This window comes from Corallococcus sp. RDP092CA, assembly GCF_041903675.1.
In the GTDB taxonomy this organism is placed as follows: domain Bacteria; phylum Myxococcota; class Myxococcia; order Myxococcales; family Myxococcaceae; genus Corallococcus.
Map to the genome: position 1 here is coordinate 231,068 of NZ_JAYESI010000008.1, position 16,164 is coordinate 247,231.

Genomic DNA, 16,164 nt, shown 5'->3' on the forward strand with positions numbered 1-16,164 from the left:
CGTGCGCCCGGGAGCAGGCGCTGCCCTCGCCTACGACTCGGACTGACCGCGACGCAGGCCCAGGGCCTTCATCTTCTTGTAGAAGTGACCCCGCTCCAGGTCGAGGATCCGCGCCGCCTCCGTCACGTTGTCATGCGTGTGGGCGAGCACCCGCTGGATGATCTCCCGCTCCGCGTCCTCCACCTGCTCGCGGAAGGTCTGATCCACGCGAGGCCTCCAACCGCCCGCGTTCGCGGTGGCGGCGGGCTCGGCGGCGGGAGGAGCCGTCACCGCCACGGGCGGCGCGACGGGGGCGTCACCGCCGGCGGTGGGCTCGGGCATGGGGGGCAGGGGCCGGCCCCGGGGCAACAGCTCCAGCGCGTCCGTGCGCGAGACGACCGGGCCCTCGCAGAGGATGGCCAGCCGCTCCACCAGGTTGCGCAGCTCGCGCACGTTGCCCGGGTAGTCATACGCGCTCATCACCGCGAGCGCGTCCGGCGACAGCGCCAGCGGCCGCCGCCCGTTCTTCGCGCACGCCTCGCGCAGGAACGTGTCGATGAGGTCCGGCAGGTCCTCTCGGCGCTCGCGCAGCGGCGGGGAGTGAATCTGCACGACGTTGATCCGGTAGTAGAGGTCCTCGCGGAAGCGCCCCGCGGCGATCTCCTTCTCCAGGTTCTTGTTCGTCGCGGCGATGACGCGCACGTCCACCTTGAGCGTCTCCGCGCCGCCCACGCGCTCCAGCTCGCCCTCCTGGAGCACGCGCAGGAGCTTCGACTGCATGGCGGCCGGCATGTCGCCGATCTCGTCCAGGAAGAGGGTGCCCTCGTGCGCCAGCTCGAACTTGCCGCGCCGCACGCTCACCGCGCCGGTGAACGCGCCCTTCTCGTGGCCGAACAGCTCGCTCTCGATGAGGTCGTGCGGCACCGCGGCGCAGTTGAGCTTCACGAACGGCCCGCCCTTGCGCCTGGAGTTCTGGTGCAGGGCCCGCGCGATGAGCTCCTTCCCGGTGCCGTTCTCGCCGGTGATCAGCACGCGCCCCTCGCTGGGCGCCGCGCGCTGGATGAGGGAGAAGATGCGCTGCATGGCCGGGCCGCCGCCCACCATGTCGAAGCGGCCCAGCTGCGCGCGCAGCTCCTCCAGCTCCTCCATCGCCGCCTGGTGTTTCAGCGCGTTCCTCAGCGCCACCAGCAGCCGGTCGCGCGCCAGCGGCTTCTCCAGGAAGTCTCGCGCGCCCAGCTGCGTCGCCTTCACCGCCGTGTCGATGGTGCCGTGGCCCGACATCATGATGACGGGCAGGTCCGGCTTGAGCTCCGTGAGACGCGCCAGCACCGTGAGGCCGTCCATGTCCGGCATCTTCACGTCCATCAGCACCGCGTCCACCGGCCGCGCGCTCACCACGTCCAGCGCCACCTGCCCGCTGCTGGCGAGCTCCGTGCGGTAGCCGGCCAGCTGCAACGACTGGCTCAGGGTCAGGAGGATGTTCTTTTCATCATCAACGATGAGGACGGCGGCGGGCATGGGCAAACCGCTCACACTCTCACGGAAATAATCGGGGCATCAAGGGTCTCGTGTTGCCCGGAGGGGCGGTGAAAAGACAAATCTTTTGACTCTCCCCGGTGGGTCCGACTACACGCGGACAGCCATGGCCCGCCCTCTGTGGGCCTCTCTTTTCCCGTGGTCGCCGTCGGAGGAATGATGCGTCGGATTTCGCTTTGGGCCGGGTTGGCCCTCGCCGTGGCCGTGATGACCGGGTGCCCGCCCACCTACCCCAAGTGCAACAACGACGAGCAGTGCCAGGAGAAGGGCGAGGTCTGCGTCCAGGGCCAGTGCCAGGAGTGCGCGACGGACGCGAACTGCCGGGAGGGCTTCACCTGCCAGGCCAACAAGTGCGCCCCCAAGCCGCCGGAGTGCACCACGGACGCGGCCTGTGGCGCCGGCCGCATCTGCGAGGCCGGCAAGTGCGCCGAGGCCCAGTGCAAGGACGACTCCGCGTGCAACGGCGGCACGTGCCAGGGCGGCCGCTGCCAGGCCCCCAAGGACACCTGCTCCGCCAGCACCGACTGCGGTGAGGGCCAGGAGTGCCAGGGCGGCCGCTGCGTGACGGCGGACACCTCCTCGCGCTGCGACTACTCGCCGGTGCGCTTCGGCTTCAACGAGTCCACCCTGGACTCCAGCGCCCAGTCGCGCCTGAGCGACCTGGCCGCGTGCATCAAGGCCAGCCAGGGCAAGATCACCCTGGGCGGCCACGCGGACGAGCGCGGCACGGAGGAGTACAACCTCCAGCTGTCCAACCGCCGCGCCGCGGCCGTGAAGCGCTACCTGGTCGACCTGGGCGTGCCGTCCAACCGGCTGTCCACGGTGGGCTATGGTGAGACCCGCCCGCTGTCCAGCGCGTCCACCGAGGAAGGCTGGGCGGAGAACCGCCGCGTGGAGTTCCAGCGCTAGTTCTGGGGTAGGCTCTGGCGCGCATGGCCGCCCTAGAGTCGGAAACGCGTCAGTCCTACCTCGTCTTCGCCTGTGGAAGCAGTTGGTACGCGGTGCCCGCGGAAGCAGCGGCGGAGGTCGTCACCTTCCCCGAGCTGACGCGGGTGCCGGGCTCCCCGCCCCACCTGCTGGGCGTGTTCGCGCACCGGGGTGAAGTCATCCCGGTGGTGGACATGAGCTTGCTGGTGGGCGGGGTCTCCGCCGGCTCCCGGCGCGCCGTCCTGGTCCGGCTGTCCCGCGGCACCCTCGCCCTCACGGCCAGCAACGTCGCTGGCGTGTCCGCGCTGATGGGGCCGCTGGAGCCCCTGGGCCCCTCGGGCGTGCATGTCCACCTGCGCGGCCCCGTGAAGAGCGGCTCGCGCGACGTGGCCGTGATTGAGCCGGAAGGCCTCTTCGACCACTTGAGCCAGGGCGGCTGAGCCCCATGCTTCCCGTGGGCCGGGTCGAGGGGACGCTCCTGTGCCATGTGGGGCCGCACCGCATCGCCTTCGAGGCGGGCGAGGTGGCCTCCATCGCCGCGCCGGACGCGGACACCGTGTCCGCCCACCGGGCCTTCCTCGGCGCCGGGGACGCCCAGCGCGTGCTCGTGACGGCCACCGGGGGGGCGGTGGGCGTGGACGGGCTGGAGATCGACTCGGAGGTGCTGTCGGTGCTGCCGCCGTCGCCGGTGGTGGCGGGGGCCTCCGGTGGCAGCCTGCGCGGCTTCGTGCTGACGCGCGGGGTGCTCTGGCCGCTCCTGCGGCTGGAGGCCTTCCAGCGCTACCTGCGCGGGCTGGAGGAGGGCGCGTGACGCCTCCGCCGGAGCTGCGCGCCCTGGGGCGCTGGACGACGCGGCCGCGCATCCCCGGCAGCTGCCTGGGCGTGGCCGTCGCGTTCCTGCACGTCCACCTGTCGCACACGATTCCGGAGGTGGGGCGCACGCCGCTGTCGGGGCTGATGCTGTGCGCGCTCGCGCTGTTCATCGGCGTGGGGTACGCGCGCGACACGCGCGCCCTGCGCACGCTCTTCGCGCTGGGCGAGGGCCGGCTGCCCATCACGCCGCAGCACCTGCTGGGGGCCGTGCAGGAGGTGGCGGCCATCCCCGGCCGCAGCTTCTGGTTCGTGATGCAGGGCTGGCTGGGCGGCACGCTGCTGGTGGCGCTGACCTTCCCGTCCATGGCGCACGTGCCGTGGACGGAGTCGCTGCGGCTGACGGCGCTGGGGATGTCCATTGGCCCCCTGAGCGCGATGCTCGTGTACCTGATGGTGGTGCGCCGCGCGCGGGCCACCCTGGACCGGCTGGTGTCGCTGGGGCTGTCGCCGCTGGAGGTGCTGGCCGCGCTGCCGCCCCGGCGCATGCACATCCGCCGCCGGCTGGTGATGTTCACCGCCATCGCGGTGCTGAGCCCGTCCCTCTTCATCCTGGACGTGGCCTTCACGCGCACGGTGACGGTGGTGGACGCCTGGGCCCAGGCCCGCACGCCCACGGAGCGGGCGGCGGTGATGGCGCGGGCGCGCGAGGGAGGCGGGCCGCCCCTGGGGCTCGTCGCGGGGGTCGTCACGCTGCTCATCCTGGGCACCGCGGCGCTCGGGGGCACGGCGCTGTCGGAGCCCCTGCGGGCCATCACCGAGGACGCGACGCGCATCGCCCGCGGCGAGGTGCGGCCCCCGCGCGTCATCCACGCCGAGGACGAGGTGTGGGCCACCTCCGCGGCCTTCACCCAGATGCAGGTGCAACTGGTGCAGGCCCTGTCGCAGCTGCGGCGCGCGGGCATTCAGATCGCGTCCACCACCGAGCAGCTGGTGGCCACCAGCACGGAGCAGGAGGTGGGCGCGGACGAGCAGGCCGGGGCGCTCAACGCCACCAGCGCCACCACGGAGGAGCTGGCCCGGTCCGCGCAGCAGATCGCCGACAACGCGGAGTCCGTGTCCGCCATCGCGGAGACGACCTTCGGCGCGGCGCAGTCCGGCCAGCGCGGCGCCACCGCCTTCCTGGGCGCCATGCAGCGCATGAAGGAGGACAACGAGGCCATCGCGGACGCGGTGGTGCGCCTCAACAAGCGCGTGCAGCAGATCGGCAAGGTCGTGGAGTTCATCAACGAGATCGCCGACAAGTCGGATCTGCTGGCGCTCAACGCGGAGCTGGAGGGCACCAAGGCGGGCGAGGTGGGGCGGGGCTTCTCGCTGGTGGCGGCGGAGATGCGCCGGCTGGCGGAGAACGTCATCCGCTCCACGAAGGAGATCGAGGGCCTCATCGGGGAGATCCGCGACGCGACGAACGGCGCGGTGATGGCCACGGAGGCGGGCCTGAAGACGACGGAGCTGGGCACGCTGCTGGCGGCGCAGGTGGACGACAGCCTGGCGCTCATCCTGGAGCTGGCGCGGCAGACGTCGCACGCGGTGCGCAGCATCTCGCTGGCGACGTTGCAGCAGCAGACGGGCACGGATCAGCTCGCGGCGGCCATGGGGGACATCCTGCGCGTCACCGAGCAGAACGCCGCGGCCACCAAGCAGATGGTGGCGGCCAACGCGGACCTGTCCGCCCTGGCGGCGGACCTGCAGCACGTGGTGCAGCGCTTCCACGTCGAGCCGGCGCCCGACGGCGAGCCCTCCGGGGCATCCGGCGCGCCCGCCGCGACGGGAGGCGGGTGACATGGTCCGCTCCTCGCGCGAGGCGCCCCGGCGGGCCGCCTTCAGCCGGCAGCTGATGTTCCCGGTGCCGCTGGCGAACCTGGTGGGCTCCACGCTGGGGCTGCACTTCGCGTCGCTCGTGGTGGGCGACCCGTTGATCTCGCGGCTGGGCGCGCTGGTCGTCCTGGTGGTGGGCGTGAGCGCGCTGCACATGCTCCTGGGCGTGGGCGTGTCCCTGCGCCGCTTCCCCCGGCTGCGGGCCCTGGAGCGCGGAGCGCCGCCGCCCTCGCTGGAGCACCTGTCGAGCGCGGTGGGCGAGGTGGCGCGCGCGCCGGGCGAGGCGTTCTTCCGCTCGCTGGGGCTGTGGGGGCTGACCACGGGCGTGGTGGCGCTGGCGCTCTGGACGGTGATGGACCTGCCGGGGGCCGTCACCCTGCGGGCCGCGGGGCTGGGGGCGCTGTTCGGCCCGCTCACGTCGCTGCTCGTGTACGGGCTCGTCACGTTGAGGGCCCGGCGCGGCGTGCTCTGGGTGGCGGAGCAGGGGCTGACGCACGCGCAGGTCATCGCCGCGCTGCCCCGGCGCTCGCGCATCCGCGGGCGGCTGGTGGCCTTCACCGCCATCTGCGTGGTGACGCCCGCGGTGATGTCCGCGCAGGTCGTCACGGCGCTGTCGGACCGGCTCTTCAACCGGCTCCTGGAGGCGGGCGGTCCGGATCCGCAGGGCGTGCTGGTGGACGCGCTGCGGCTGGACGCGGTCACGTCCAGCGCGCTCCTGTGCGCGGTGGTGTTCGGCCTGGCGCTGGCCACGGCGTACCTGGGCGGGACGCTGCTCGGGCGGCCCATGCGCGAGCTGTCCGGCGAGGCGCGCCGCATCGCCGCGGGCGACCTGGCCAGCCCCCGGCTCGTGCCCGCGGAGGACGAGGTGTGGGCGGTGTCTGCGGCCTTCACCACGATGCGCACGCACCTGGCGGACGTGCTCGCGGAGCTGCAGCGCGCGGGCTCGCAGATCTCCGCCACCACGGAGGAGATCCTCAGCACGTCCGGGCGCTACGAGGCGGGCGCCGCCGAGCAGGCCAGCAGCCTGGACGAGACGAGCGCCACCACGGAGGAGCTGGCGCGCTCCGCGAAGCAGATCGCGGAGAACGCGAGCTCGGTGGCGGAGATCGCCCAGCGCACGCTGGCGGCGGCCCAGGGCGGGCAGCGCAGCGCGGAGTCCTTCCTGGGGGCCATGGCGCGCATGCGCCAGGACAACCAGGCCATTGGCGCGGCGGTGGGGCGGCTCGACAAGCGCGTGCAGCAGATCGGGAAGATCGTCGAGTTCATCAACGGCGTCGCGGACAAGTCGGACCTGCTGGCGCTCAACGCGGAGCTGGAGGGGACCAAGGCGGGCGAGGTGGGGCGGGGCTTCTCGCTGGTGGCGGCGGAGATGCGCCGGCTGGCGGAGAACGTGCTGGAGTCCACCAAGGAGATTGAAGGGCTCATCGAGGAGGTGCGCGAGGCCTCCGCCGCGGCGGTGACGGTGACCGGCGGCGGGGTGCGCGCGGTGGAGACGGGGACGGGGCTCGCGGAGCAGGTGTCCCAGTCGCTCAGCCAGATCGTCAACCTGGCGGGGCAGACGTCGGACGCGGTGCGGATCATCTCCCGGTCCACGCAGCAGCAGCAGGCGGGCACGGATCAGCTCGCGGAGACGATGGCGGACATCCTGCGCATCACCCAGCAGAGCCTCAACGCGACGAAGCAGGTGGGCGCGGCGAACGGGGACCTGCTGGGCCTGGCGCAGGACCTGCGCGGGGTGGTGGAGCGCTTCCAGATCCACCGGGCGACCCTGCGGGGGGGAGGCGGCGGGTGAACCCCAGCGAGCGGCTCCTCAAGCAGTTCCGCGACCTGGTCACGGTCCGCCTGGAGCGCATCAACCGCGCCCTGATGGAGCTGGAGTCCGGGGGCAACCTGGAGGCGGGGCAGCGGGTGCTGCGCGAGCTGCACGGGCTCAAGGGCGAGGCCCGGATGATGGGCTTCAACGACATCAACACGCTCGCGCACGAGATGGAGGAGCTGGTCCGGTGCGCGGAGCCGCAGCGCTACCGCCTGTCGTCGGAGTCCACCGACGCGCTGCTCGCCACGGCGGACACCGTGCTCGCGCTGTCCGGCGCCCTCCAGGCCGCGGAGCCGATGCTGGCGGTGGAGACGCTGGTGGCGACGCTCCAGCAGCGGAGCCTCGTGGAGTCCGCGCGTCCGGCGGGCGCTCCCCGTCCGGAGGAGGGCGGCCGGGCCGCGAAGGGGGAGGGGACGTCGCCCCGCCTCGCGCTGGACCGCCGGGAGCCGGCTGCGGCCGTGGTGGTCCCCGCGCGCTGGGGCGCGTCGCCGGCGCGTCCGGACGCGCCGGCGGGGGGCGCGTCGCCGGGGACGGCCGCGTCCCAGTTCCTCGCGGCGGCCCTCCGGTCGGAGCCGTCCGCGAGTCCGACGGCGGCTCACATGGACGCGCCCGCTCCGGGAGGCGCGCCGGGCTCGCAGGGCCCGCCCCCGGGCGGTCCTTCCACGGGGGGCTCGGGACACTCTCGCCTGGTGGCGCCCACGGCGAGCGCCCCGCCGGACGCGCTCCCCCCGAGCGCCACGGCGTCCCCCGGCCCCCTGCCCGGCACGCGGATGGTCGACACCGCGCGCTCGCGCCCCTCCTCCGCGCAGAAGCCCGGGGCCGGCGCGGTGCGCACCGCCGACGTCCGCATGGACACGGCCGTGCGCATCGGCGTGGCCAGCCTGGACATGCTCACCAGCGCGGTCACCAACCTGGGCCAGGTGGCCCGCCGCCGCGAGCTGGCCACCGCGCGCCGCCTGGAGCTCGTGCGCGAGCTGAGCGAGCTGGCCCGCGCCGCCGAGGACCTGGGGCCCGCGGGCGTCGCGCTCGCGGAGCGCCTGGGCCGCGCCAAGGAGCTGGCCGCCACCCTGCACCGCGAGGCCAAGCTGCTCGCCAACGCGGAGCTGCGCGACCTGGATCAGGTGTCCGAGGAGATCCAGGGCCTGCGCATGCTGCCCCTCTCCGTCCTCTTCGAGCCCTACCCCCGCATGGTCCGCGACCTGGCGCGGGAGCTGGGCAAGGAGGTGGAGCTCGTCGTGGACGGCGAGGACACCCGCGCGGACCGCTCCGTCGTGGAGGCCCTGCGCGAGCCGCTGATGCACCTGGTCCGCAACGCGCTGGACCACGGCCTGGAGACGCGCGTGGACCGCGTCGCGTCCGGCAAGCACCCTCGGGGCTGCCTCACCCTGCGCGCCGCCCGCGAGGGCAGCCGCATCCTCCTGCGCGTGGAGGACGACGGCGCGGGCATGGACCCGGCGCTCCTGCGGCGCGTGGCCGTGCGCCGGGGCATCCTGGACGAGCCCGCCGCCAACGCCCTGTCCGACGCCGCCGCGCGCGACCTCGTCTTCCTGCCCGGCTTCACCTCGCGCGACGTCGTCACCGACCTGTCAGGTCGGGGGGTGGGGCTGGACGCGGTGCGTACGTCCCTCCAGGCGCTGGGCGGCGACGTGGGCGTGGAGTCCGCGCCCGGCTGGGGCACCATCTTCACGCTGCGCGTCCCGGTGTCCCTCACCGTGGCGCCCCTGCTCTTCGTCCAGGTCCTCGGCGAGACGCTCGCCCTGAGCGCCGTCCACGTCTCCCGCGCCCTCAAGGTGGACGCCTCCGACATCGGAGAGGTCGCCGGCCGCCCCACCCTGCGCATGGAGGGCCACGTGCTGCCCTTCGCCTCGCTGGCGTCGCTCCTCGGCCTGGACCCCGAGCGCCCCGCCCGCGAGGGGGAGTTGGTGCTGGTGGTGAAGGGCCAGGGCCTGGAGGCCGCACTGGCGGTGGATCGGGTGCTGGAGGAGCGCGTCCAGGCCATCCTCCCGCTGAAGGGCATCCTCGCGCGCTACACGCACCTCACCGGGGCCACGTCGCTCGCGGACGGGCGGCTGGCCATGGTGCTGTCCGCGGCCGCGCTGGCGGCGGGGGTGCATGGCACCGCGCCCCTGAGGCTCGCCCGCCCCGCCGCGCGCGCGCCCGCGCCGCGCCGCCGCCGGATCCTCGTGGTGGACGACTCGCCCCTCACCCGCGAGCTGGTGGCCAACCTGCTGGAGGCCGTGGGGTATGACACCCTGCGGGCGGCGGACGGGCCTTCCGCGCTGGAGCAGCTGGCGCAGGAGGGCCCCCCGGTGGAGCTGGTCGTCACCGACCTGGAGATGCCGGAGATGGACGGCGTGGAGCTCACCCGCCGCCTGAAGGCGGATCCGGTCCGAAGCCGCCTGCCCGTCGTCATCCTCACCACCCGGGGAGGCGAGGCGGACCGGGCGCGTGGGTTGGCGGCCGGGGCGGACGGCTACATCACCAAGGGCGACCTCGTCCGGCAGGACCTGGTGGACGTCGTGGGGCGGCTTCTGGGCTGAGGTAGCCGGGCGCTCGCGGGCGCCCTGGGGCCCGCTCGCATTGCTATACTCGCGCGGCGCGACCGGGGTATTGAACGGACATGGGCAAGAAAGTGACGGTGCTGGTGGTCGATGACTCGGTCATCTGCCGCCAGCTCATCAGCGCGGCGTTGAGCGACGACCCGGACATCCAGGTCATCGGCACCGCGGCGAACGGCCAGGAGGCCCTTGCCCTCACCAAGGAGCTGCGCCCCCACGTCATCACCATGGACGTGGACATGCCCGTCATGGACGGGCTCACGGCCGTGGAGCACATCATGGCCGAGTGCCCCACGCCCATCCTCGTCCTGACGGGCGATCCGCGCTCGCAGGCCCCCGCGCTGACGTACCGCGCGCTGGAGCTGGGCGCGCTGGCGCTTCAGATCAAGCCCGCCATCGACGCGGGGCCGGAGGCGTGGAACCTCACCAAGGAGGTGAAGCTCATCTCCTCCGTGCGCGTCATCCGCCACGTGCGCGGCCAGAAGCGCGGCGGGCCGGGGACGCCGCACATGCCCGTCCCGGCGCTGCCCTCGGCCTCCATGGGCATCGTCGCGGTGGCCGCCAGCACGGGCGGTCCGCAGGTGCTCTACCGGATGCTGGCGGAGCTGCCGGCGGACTTCCCGGCGCCCATCGTCATCGTCCAGCACATCAACGCCGCCTTCTCGGAGTCGCTGGCCAGCTGGCTCGCCAACGCGAGCAAGCTGAAGGTGCGCCTGGCGGTGGACGGGGACACGCTGGCGCCGGGGCTGGTGCTGGTGGCGCCGCCGGAGCAGCACATGGTGGTGCCCGTGCGGGGCCGCGTGGCGCTCAAGGCCGGTGTGGAGCGCGACGGCCACATGCCCAGCGGCACCGTGCTGCTGGAGAGCGTGGCGAAGGTCTACGGCCGGCGCGCGGTGGGCGTGGTGCTCACCGGGATGGGCGCGGACGGGGCGGACGGGCTGCTGGCCATCAAGCAGGCCGGGGGGCTGGCGCTGGCGCAGAACGAGGAGTCCTGCGTGGTGTTCGGCATGCCGGGCGCGGCGGTGGAGCGCAAGGCGGTGGACCACCTCATCCACGGCGACGACGTCGCGGCCACCCTGGCGCGGCTGGCGCGCGGAGAGTCCCTGGCCGCCACCCGCTGACCGCGCGATGACGTCCTCCCCCGAGCGCTGGACTCCCGTCCACGCCTGGCTTCAGGCGCACACGGGCATGGCGCTGAGCGGCGCCCAGCGGCGGCGGCTGGACGCGCGGCTGGAGGCCCTGGGGCACGGCCGGAGCGCGGCGCAGCTGCTGGCGCACCTGCGCGCCCCGGCGGGCGCGGCGGACCTGGCGCGGCTGGTGGACGCGGTGGCGGTGCACACGTCGGAGGTGTTCCGGGACGAGGTGCAGCTGTCCGCCTTCCGCGAGCACGTGCTGTCGCCCCGGGTGCAGCGCTCGAAGCGGCCCCTGCGCGTGTGGAGCGCGGGCTGCGCGGCGGGCGAGGAGGTCGCCACGTTGCTCCTCCTGATGGCGTGGGAGGGCGCGGATCCGGCCAGCCGCGTGCTGGGCACGGACATCTCCGACCCGGTGCTCACCCGGGCGCGGGAGCTGAGCTTCACGGCGGAGGCGCTCCGGCGCGTGCCGGAGGCGCTGCGCGCGCGCTACTTCGAGCCGAGGGGCCGGCGCCACGCGCTGGTGGACTCGCTGCGCACGCAGGCCGACTTCCAGCGCCACAACCTGATGGAGTCCCCGTACCCGGAGGCCCCCGGGGGCGGCGGGTTCGACATCATCTTCTGCCGCAACGTCCTCATCTACTTCACCCCGGACGCCTTCCAGCGCACGGTGCGGAGCCTGGGCGAGCGGCTCGCGCCCGGCGGGGTGCTGGTGCTGTCCGCCGCGGAGCCCCTGCTCCAGGTGCCCCCGGAGCTGCGGCTGCTGCCCAGCGAGCACGCCTTCTTCTACGTCCGCGAGGACGCCGCGCCCGTGCCGCCATCCGGGCCGAAGCGGGCCCCCGGCCGGCTCCCGAGCAGCGCGAGGGCCACCGGCGCGCCCGGGGCCGACGCGCCGGCGCCGGGGCTGGACGCGCCCGCGCCGCCGGACGAGGCCGCGATGGCGCTGGCGGACGGGCTCTTCTCGCGCGTGCTCGACGGGGCCTCCACGGGCGTCCCGGACGAGACGTCCGAGCGCGACCTGCGCCGGTGCCTGGAGCTGGACCCGGACCACGTCGCGGCGCGCTACCTGCTCGGGCTCCTCCTGGAGCAGGGCGGTCAGCCCGGCGCGGCCCTGGAGGCGTACCGCCGGGCCCTGCGGGCGGTGGAGTCCGGGCGGGCGCGGCCGGTGCCCTTCTTCCTCAACCCGCCCCGGCTCCGGCTGGCCTGCGCCCGGGCCGTGGAGCGGCTGGAGGCGGACGGGGGGCGCTGAAGGGCAGGGGGGCCCGGGGTCGCCCGCCGGCCTGGAGGCGCCCGGGCGTGGGAGCAAACAGAAGCGGCGCGCGGGGCACTTTGGACCTAGGATGCGCGACCCATGCGCAGGCTCGTCCTCTTCGCCCTGTTGACCGCCGCCGTTCCCGGCTGTTTCTACCCCGCCGACCGAGGTCGTGCCCTGGAGGCCAAGGTGGACCGGCTGGGCGCGGACAACGCGAAGCTGGCCGCGGAGCTGAAGGAGGCTCGCGACCAGCTCGCCGTCACCCAGCCGAAGCTCGATGAGAAGATCGCCCAGGTGACCCAGGCCCTGCAGAGCCTGGACACCGCCGCGCGCCGCAAGGACGCGGACATCGGCGTGCAGTTCCAGAAGACGGTGGAGGACCTGGCCCAGCTGCGCGGCCAGGTGGAGACCTACCTCTACAAGATTGGAGAGCTGGAGGCCGCGCTCGGCAAGAGCACGGAGGAGACCAACCAGCGGCTCCTGGCGCTCCAGGGCGCGGAGGCGGTGAAGGAGGCCGAGGCCAGGAAGAAGGCCGAGGAGCTCCAGCGCCCCACGACGGCGAAGGACTTCCTCGCGCTCGCGCAGGAGAAGGCCAAGGCCGGCGACGCGCTGGTCGCGCGCCAGCTCTACAACGAGTTCGTGAAGAAGTGGCCCAAGGACGCGCTCGTGGGCGAGGCCCACTTCGGCCTGGGCGAGACGTACTTCACCGAGTCCAAGTGCCGCGAGGCCCTCTTCGAGTACGGCAAGGTGGTGCAGGACCACACGAAGACGCCGTCCGCGCCGGACGCCTACCTGCGTTCCTCCGACTGCTTCCTGAAGCTGAAGATGAAGGAGGAGTCGAAGCTGGCGCTGGAGGAGCTGGTGAAGAGCTACCCCAAGTCGGACGCGGCCAAGGCGGCGAAGACGAAGCTGGCGGAGCTGGACAAGAAGCCCGCGCCGGCTCCCGCGTCGAAGAAGGCGAAGAAGTGATGCGCCTGCGCGCCCCGCGGCTCGCCGCCCTGGCGCTGCTGCTGCTCCTGCCGCTCGTGGCGGGGGCGGCGCCGAAGAAGCTCGTGCTGCTCTTCACCGGAGACAACGGGGGCGAAGTCGCCCCCTGTGGTTGACGGCACAACCCGTCTGGCGGTCTGGCCAGACGAAAGACGGTCCTGACGCAGGAGCGCGCGAAGGGCGTGCCGGTGCTCGCGCTGGATGCGGGCAACGCGCTCTTCAAAACCCTGGCGGATGGCCAGGATGCGTCGGCAAAGCCTCGCGCGGAGCTCCTCCTGGAGCAGCTGGACGCGCAGGGCTACGCGGCCATGGCCGTGGGCCAGCGCGACCTCGTGCTGGGCGTGGACTTCCTGAAGAAGAAGACGAAGGGCGCGAAGCTGAAGCTCCTGTCCGCGAACCTCGTGGACGCGAAGGGCCAGCCGCTCTTCCCCGCGTCGGTGGTGACGACGGCGGGCGGGCTGAAGGTGGGCATCCTCGGTGTGTCTCCGGCGTCGGCGGATGGCGCGGTCGTCCTGCCCGCGGGGGTCCGGGGCCTGCCGGTGGGGCCGGCGGTGACCGCCGAGGTCAAGCGCCTGCGCCAGAAGGAGCAGGTGCAGCTGGTGGTGCTGCTCGCGGCGGTGCCCTACGTGGAAGCGGTGAAGCTGGCCCAGGGCTCCGAGGGCGTGGACTTCGTGGTGCAGTCGCACGACGGCCGGGGCGTGGGCATGGCGCAGCGACAGGGCGTATCCACGCTGGTGCCGCCGGGGGAGCGGGGCCGCCAGGTCGCGAAGCTGGAGCTGTCCGTGGAGGGCGACGGTCCCTTCACGGACCTGTCCGAGGCGAACCGCGCCCGGGAGAGCCAGCGGATGGTGGAGGCGAACATCGAGCGCGTGAAGGAGCGCCTGAAGACGGAGCAGGGCGAGGACTCGCGTCGCTCGCTCCAGGAGACGCTGGCCTCCTTCGAGTCCCGGCGCGACGCCCTGGCCCGCACGGCGGCGGCCCAGGGGCCGGCGACGGGGCGCACGTACCTGCTGACGTACCTGCAGTTGGGGGCGGACGTGGCGTCGGATGCCGCGGTCCAGAAGCAGGTGGAGCGCGTCGAGCCGCCCGGCTCCGCGGGTCACTGAGCTTCCACGCGTGGAGCCAACCCCATCCATCCTGGGATGGGGGCTGAAACATCGGTCTCATCCACCTGTCGCGGGATGTGTCATGCCCGTTTCAGCCCTGCTGGAGAGCAGGCAGGCCCGCATTCATGGAACGCATGGCAGGTCGGTGTTCGACCGAATAATGTGATCCGCGGGTTTCATGGCCTTCCCCACGCTGCCCAGGCGACGAGCGGCAGGCCGCGCGTGAACGACACATGCTGACACTGACCCGAGGGTCGTGCGCCCGAAGCACCGGGCGTCCTTCCGGGCCGTGTCGCGTCCTGAGTGCGGAGTTTTCCGATGAGCAGCAGTGACCTGTCGAAGCGAATCGCGAACCTGTCGCCGGAGAAGCGCGCGGAGCTGCTGAAGAAGCTGGCCGCGCAGAAGCAGGCGGCGGGGACTCCAGCGCGGGGGGCGTTCCCGCTGCGCGACAGGTCCAGGCCGGCGGAGCTGTCCTTCGCGCAGCAGCGGCTGTGGATCCTCGAACAGCTGGAGTCCGGGAGCGCGCTCTACAACGTGCCTGTCGCGGTCCGCCTGGAGGGCGTGCTGGACGTGGCCGTGCTGGAGCGCGCGCTGCGCGAGGTGGTCCGCCGCCACGAGGCGCTGCGCACGACGTTCCTCGCGGACGAGTCCGGGCCGGTGCAGCGCATCTCCGACGAGCCGGTGCTGGAGCTGGAGCACGCCGACGTCACGGCGGTGCCCGCGGACTCGCGCGAGGCGGAGGCCTGGCGCCAGGTGGAGGCCGGGGCGCAGCGGCCCTTCGACCTCGCGCGCGGACCGTTGATGCGGGCGCTGCTGGTGAAGCTGGGGCAGACGGATCACCTGCTGATGGTGGTGCTGCACCACATCGTGTCGGACGGGTGGTCGCTGGGCGTGCTGGTGCGGGAAGTGGCGGTGCTCTACGGCGTGTTCGCGCAAGGCCAGCCGTCGCCCCTGCCGGAGCTGCCCATCCAGTACGCGGACTACGCGGCGTGGCAGCGGGACTGGCTGCGGGGAGAGGTGCTGGACAAGCAGCTCGGATACTGGCGCGAGCAGCTTCGCGGCGCGCCGCCCGCGCTGGAGTTGATGACGGACAAGCCGCGCCCGGCGGTGAGCGCGTTCCGGGGCGCGCGCAAGTCCATCCAGTGGCCGCGCGAGCTGACGGAGTCGTTGAAGGCGCTGGGGCAGCGGGAGGGCGCCACGCTCTTCACGGTGCTGCTGGCGGGCTGGCAGGCGGTGCTGGCGCGCTACGCGGGGCAGGACGACGTGAGCGTGGGCACGCCCATGGCGGGCCGGACGCGCTCGGAGCTGGAGGGGCTCATCGGTGTGTTCGTGAACACGCTGGTGATGCGCGCCCGGTTCGCGCCCGGGATGACGTTCCGCGCGCTGCTGCGGCAGGTGCGGGAAGCGCAGATGGGCGCGACGGATCACCAGGACCTGCCCTTCGAGCAGCTCGTGGAGGCCTTGCAGCCCGCGCGCGACCTGGGGCGCAGTCCCCTCTTCCAGGTGATGTTCGTGCTGCAGAACGCGCCTCGTGGGCCCATGGCGCTCCAGGCGTTGAAGCTCCAGCCGCTAGAGCTGGAGACACGCACGGCGAAGTTCGACCTGCTGATGCAGCTTGCGGAGACGGACGATGGCCTGCGCGGCTACTTGGAATACGACGTGGAGCTCTTCTTCCCGCGGACCGTGGAGCGGATGGTGGAGCACCTGCGCGTGCTCCTGGAGGAAGCCATCGCGCGGCCTGACGAACAGGTGGACCGGCTGCGCCTGCTGACGGAGGGAGAGCGCAAGCAGTTGCTGGTGGAGTGGAACGAGACGAAGGCCGAAGCGCTGGCGGGCGTGGGGATGCACTCGGCGTTCGAGGCGCAGGCGAGGAGGACGCCAGAGTCGGTGGCGGTCGACTTCGAGGGGAGGGAGCTGAGGTACGCGGAGCTGGAGGCGAAGGCGAACCAGCTGGCGCGGCACCTGGTGAAGCAGGGGGTGAAGCCCGAGGAGCGGGTGGGCCTGTACGTGGAGCGCTCGGAGGCGATGGTGGTGGGGCTGCTGGGCATCCTGAAGACGGGGGCCAGCTACGTGCCGTTGGACCCGTCCTTCCCGCCGGAGCGGTTGGCGTACATGAGGGAAGACAGCGGGATGGCGGTGCTGGTGACGCAGCAGTCGCTGAGGGAGGGGCTGGAGACGGCGACGA

Annotated in this window: 13 protein-coding genes; 12 read left to right on the plus strand and 1 reads right to left on the minus strand. The window is 73.2% G+C overall.

Translation table 11 applies throughout. The features are described 5' to 3' along the window. Nucleotides 1-30: 30 nt before the first annotated feature. Nucleotides 31-1,497: a sigma-54-dependent transcriptional regulator gene (locus tag U8525_RS12240; RefSeq protein WP_374265014.1), complete on the minus strand. Its 1,467-nt coding sequence runs from the start codon at nucleotides 1,495-1,497 to the stop codon at nucleotides 31-33. Nucleotides 1,498-1,674: 177 nt separating this feature from the next. On the opposite strand from U8525_RS12240, the gene U8525_RS12245 reads away from it, so the two are divergent. From U8525_RS12245 to U8525_RS12300, 12 genes are all read left to right on the plus strand, one after another. Beyond that, nucleotides 1,675-2,424, plus strand: a complete 750-nt coding sequence (locus U8525_RS12245; protein WP_374265051.1) for an OmpA family protein — start codon at nucleotides 1,675-1,677, stop codon at nucleotides 2,422-2,424. 23 nt (nucleotides 2,425-2,447) lie between these two features. Then, nucleotides 2,448-2,882 carry a chemotaxis protein CheW gene (locus tag U8525_RS12250; protein WP_374265016.1) on the plus strand — a complete coding sequence of 145 codons (435 nt, stop codon included), beginning with the start codon at nucleotides 2,448-2,450 and terminating at the stop codon, nucleotides 2,880-2,882. A gap of 5 nt (nucleotides 2,883-2,887) precedes the next feature. Beyond that, nucleotides 2,888-3,253 carry a protein CrdC gene (locus U8525_RS12255; protein ID WP_374265018.1) on the plus strand — a complete coding sequence of 122 codons (366 nt, stop codon included), beginning with the start codon at nucleotides 2,888-2,890 and terminating at the stop codon, nucleotides 3,251-3,253. Next, on the plus strand, nucleotides 3,250-5,094 hold the full coding sequence (locus U8525_RS12260) for a methyl-accepting chemotaxis protein (RefSeq protein WP_374265020.1): 1,845 nt from the start codon (nucleotides 3,250-3,252) through the stop codon (nucleotides 5,092-5,094). The genes U8525_RS12255 and U8525_RS12260 overlap by 4 nt, the downstream gene beginning before the upstream one ends. 1 nt (nucleotide 5,095) lies before the next feature. Then, a complete protein-coding gene (locus U8525_RS12265; RefSeq protein ID WP_374265022.1) occupies nucleotides 5,096-6,922 on the plus strand; it encodes a methyl-accepting chemotaxis protein in 1,827 nt (608 codons plus the stop codon). Beyond that, nucleotides 6,919-9,486, plus strand: coding sequence for a response regulator (locus U8525_RS12270; RefSeq protein WP_374265024.1), 2,568 nt, complete (start codon nucleotides 6,919-6,921; stop codon nucleotides 9,484-9,486). Before U8525_RS12265 ends, U8525_RS12270 begins: the two co-directional genes overlap by 4 nt. An 80-nt stretch (nucleotides 9,487-9,566) precedes the next feature. Further along, nucleotides 9,567-10,625 (plus strand): chemotaxis-specific protein-glutamate methyltransferase CheB, encoded by a 1,059-nt coding sequence (cheB, locus tag U8525_RS12275; RefSeq protein WP_374265026.1) that lies wholly within the window; start codon nucleotides 9,567-9,569, stop codon nucleotides 10,623-10,625. Nucleotides 10,626-10,632: 7 nt separating this feature from the next. After that, a complete protein-coding gene (locus tag U8525_RS12280) occupies nucleotides 10,633-11,883 on the plus strand; it encodes a protein-glutamate O-methyltransferase CheR (RefSeq protein WP_374265028.1) in 1,251 nt (416 codons plus the stop codon). A gap of 102 nt (nucleotides 11,884-11,985) precedes the next feature. Next, nucleotides 11,986-12,855, plus strand: a complete 870-nt coding sequence (locus U8525_RS12285; protein WP_374265030.1) for a tetratricopeptide repeat protein — start codon at nucleotides 11,986-11,988, stop codon at nucleotides 12,853-12,855. Beyond that, nucleotides 12,855-12,989: a hypothetical protein gene (locus U8525_RS12290; protein WP_374265032.1), complete on the plus strand. Its 135-nt coding sequence runs from the start codon at nucleotides 12,855-12,857 to the stop codon at nucleotides 12,987-12,989. Before U8525_RS12285 ends, U8525_RS12290 begins: the two co-directional genes overlap by 1 nt. A 66-nt stretch (nucleotides 12,990-13,055) precedes the next feature. Continuing rightward, entirely contained in the window at nucleotides 13,056-13,979 is a 924-nt protein-coding gene (locus tag U8525_RS12295) for a 5'-nucleotidase (protein ID WP_374265034.1), read from the plus strand. Between the two features lie 318 nt (nucleotides 13,980-14,297). Further along, the coding region (locus tag U8525_RS12300; protein ID WP_374265036.1) for a condensation domain-containing protein at nucleotides 14,298-16,164 on the plus strand (1,867 nt) is incomplete at its 3' end.

Bases quoted from the DNA above. Each gene is read 5' to 3' on its own strand.
- U8525_RS12240 (WP_374265014.1), bottom strand. From the start codon at position 1,497: ATGCCCGCCGCCGTCCTCATCGTTGATGATGAAAAGAACATCCTCCTG.
- U8525_RS12245 (WP_374265051.1), top strand. From the start codon at position 1,675: ATGCGTCGGATTTCGCTTTGGGCCGGGTTGGCCCTCGCCGTGGCCGTG.
- U8525_RS12250 (WP_374265016.1), top strand. From the start codon at position 2,448: ATGGCCGCCCTAGAGTCGGAAACGCGTCAGTCCTACCTCGTCTTCGCC.
- U8525_RS12255 (WP_374265018.1), top strand. From the start codon at position 2,888: ATGCTTCCCGTGGGCCGGGTCGAGGGGACGCTCCTGTGCCATGTGGGG.
- U8525_RS12265 (WP_374265022.1), top strand. From the start codon at position 5,096: ATGGTCCGCTCCTCGCGCGAGGCGCCCCGGCGGGCCGCCTTCAGCCGG.
- cheB (WP_374265026.1), top strand. From the start codon at position 9,567: ATGGGCAAGAAAGTGACGGTGCTGGTGGTCGATGACTCGGTCATCTGC.
- U8525_RS12280 (WP_374265028.1), top strand. From the start codon at position 10,633: ATGACGTCCTCCCCCGAGCGCTGGACTCCCGTCCACGCCTGGCTTCAG.
- U8525_RS12285 (WP_374265030.1), top strand. From the start codon at position 11,986: ATGCGCAGGCTCGTCCTCTTCGCCCTGTTGACCGCCGCCGTTCCCGGC.
- U8525_RS12290 (WP_374265032.1), top strand. From the start codon at position 12,855: ATGCGCCTGCGCGCCCCGCGGCTCGCCGCCCTGGCGCTGCTGCTGCTC.